The sequence below is a fragment of the Streptomyces sp. YS-3 genome (assembly GCF_045257485.1).
Classification (GTDB): domain Bacteria; phylum Actinomycetota; class Actinomycetes; order Streptomycetales; family Streptomycetaceae; genus Streptomyces.
The window spans coordinates 1-2430 of record NZ_JBJHPC010000817.1 but is presented as its reverse complement, the minus strand read 5'-3'; the positions used below and the strand labels follow the sequence as shown (position 1 = coordinate 2430).

The window sequence follows — 2430 nt, the reverse complement described above, 5'->3', positions numbered from 1 at the left end:
GGGCTCGGGGTTGGCCGGGGGGCCCGGATTATCACGGCGTGATAGCTCGGCCACTCCCCCGGCGCCGGGGCTCGCTTTCCCGGCCGGGGCTGCGGACACGATCGCGTCGGCGGCTGCGGTGTCGGCCGGGGGGCCGACGGTGCTGACCGCTCCCGGATTATCACGGCGTGATAGGTCGGCTTCGCCGTCGCGATTATCACGGCGTGATAGATCCGTCTCGCCGTCCCGGCTATCACGGCGTGATAGGTCGGCCTCGTGCTCGCGGTTATCACGGCGTGATAGGTCCGCGTCGCCGTCCCGGCTATCACGCCGTGATAGCTCGGCCGCCCGCCTGCTCGCCTCCCGGCGTTCCTCCGCCGCCGCCGCTCGGGCATCGGCCTGGGCCCGCTGCTGCTCGGCGTCGTACTTCGACAGGTTCCGTACGTGCTCGACCTTGCGGCGGCCCTCCAGGAGATCGGCCTGGAGTTCCGGGGCCAGGTCGAGGACCGACAGCTTGGAGGAGATCGTGGACTGGGCGATACCGAGCCGCTTGGCGGCGCGGCTCTGGGAGCCGTAGAACTCCACCAGCTTCTTCAGGGCGTGCGCCTGCTCCAGCGGGTTCATGTCGTCGCGGTGGACGTTGGCGACGAAGGCCGCTTCGAGGAGGGCCTCATCGGTGGAGACGAGAGCGTTGTCGACGCTGACCCGGACCGTGGGGACGCCCGCGATCTTCGCGGCGGCCAGCCGCCGGTGGCCGTCGATGACGATGTAGCGGGTGTCGGGATCGAGATCGTCGGCCCGGTCGGGACGCTCCCGCAGATACGCCTCCACCGACGCGACGGTGATGGCGTTGACGAGACCGATCTCGCGAATGCTGTCGGCCAGCCCGTCCAGGTCGCGGAGTTGCTCGCGCGGGTTGTCCGGGTTCTGGCTGATGCGGCCGACCGGCAGCTCGGTGGGGTCGGGGACCCCGGCGGTGGGGGCGACGGTGGCGGCGCCGATCGCGGCCCGGCGGGCGGAGACCGCACGCGCCTGCCCGAACGACGAACCGGCTCCGAGGTTCTTGGCCTTGCTGCTCACTTGCTGATCTCCCGGGCGAGGGCGCGCAGCCCGACGGACTGGTCGCAGCGCGGGGCGTACGACAGGAGCGGACGCTTGACCCGTACCGCTTCCTTCTGTTCTTTCAGGTCTCCGATGACGCCGACGACGCGCGGGTCCTTGATGTCCATCCAGGACTGGAGGGAGGAGGTGGCGATGTAACCGCGCCGGGCGTCGTAGTGGTTGACGACGATGCCGAGGTAGTCGAGCTCCAGGGCGAGGTCGGTCCGCATGTCCTCTATCTGCGACGTCAGCAGGTCGTAGGCGTCGGCGCTGCTGTCCTCGGCCTGGACGACGATGAGCGTGCCGGAGTTGCCGGGCACCTCGTCGGGGCGGCGGCGTCCGTAGTAGGCGGCGGCGTCCATGCTCAGGCCGAGGCTGGGCGGGCAGTCGATGAGGATGACGTCATAGTCGGCCTCGACGGGGGCGAGGGCCCGTTCGAGCGCGGCCTCCCGGGCGCGTACGGAAGCCAGGCGTACGTCGAGGAGGAAGGCGTCCGTGCATGCGGGCAGGAGGTGGAGGCGGTCGCCGAAGCGGTCCTCGTCGATGGCGACGATCACCTCGCGCAGCTCACCCTTGGCGTCGCCCGCCATGTGGTTGGTGAGGGAGTCGCCGCCCATGGGGAGGGGCTCCTGACCGAGTTGCTTGGTGAGGTGGCCCTGCGGGTCGAAGTCGACGAGCAGGACGCGCTGTCCGAGACCCGGGAGGTCTTCGAGGGCGAGAGGGTCGTTGCCCCGGCCGGCCTCGCCGTCGTCGAGGAGCGCCGCGAAGTGCTTCGAGACGCGTACGGGCATGAGGGTCGCGGGGTCCTCGGCCAACGCCTCACCCGTACCGGCGGTGATGGCGGTCTTGCCCACGCCGCCCTTCTGGTTGCAGACGACGATGCGCCGCACGATCGCGGGTCGCCGTACGGCGGGGGCGGGGTGGTGGTCGAGCCATACCTGTACGGACTGGGCGAGTCCCTGGATGAGGGAGACGCCCCGGTCCTTGCAGTCGCCCCGGAAGCCCGCCCACTGCTCGGCGGGCAGGAAGGTGGCGAACGACTCGGCACCGGAGGTGTCGATGGGGGAGAGGTTCGAGCCGAGGCTGCGCCAGGTGGTGATGCCGGTCTCGACGGCCTCCTGAATGTCGACGCCGAGCTGGGCGGCCCGGATCTTCAACTCCTGGCGAAGACGCAGGGGAAGCTTCGAGACGACCTTCTCCCGGTCGCTTCTGGATGCAGGTGAGGTGGGTGAGGTCATGGAACGTAACTGTACTAACGCCGAAGATCCTTTGATGGACCGACACGTTAGCTTTCTGACTTTGGGGGTGGGGGAGTAGGGGACGAAACGGCTCAATAGGGGTGAAGTGCGC

2 protein-coding genes are annotated in these 2430 nt (G+C 69.5%); both read right to left on the bottom strand.

Translation table 11 applies throughout. The annotated features are described in order from the left end of the window. Positions 1-1059, bottom strand: a 1059-nt coding sequence (locus ACJA3G_RS35150) for a ParB/RepB/Spo0J family partition protein (RefSeq protein WP_406557085.1), incomplete at its 3' end; no start/stop codon positions are given. Further along, complete coding sequence (locus tag ACJA3G_RS35145) at positions 1056-2318, bottom strand: ParA family protein (RefSeq protein WP_406557084.1); 1263 nt, start codon at positions 2316-2318, stop codon at positions 1056-1058. The genes ACJA3G_RS35145 and ACJA3G_RS35150, both read right to left, overlap by 4 nt. Between the last annotated feature and the right edge of the window lie 112 nt (positions 2319-2430).

Bases quoted from the DNA above. Each gene is read 5' to 3' on its own strand.
- ACJA3G_RS35145 (WP_406557084.1), bottom strand. From the start codon at position 2,318: ATGACCTCACCCACCTCACCTGCATCCAGAAGCGACCGGGAGAAGGTC.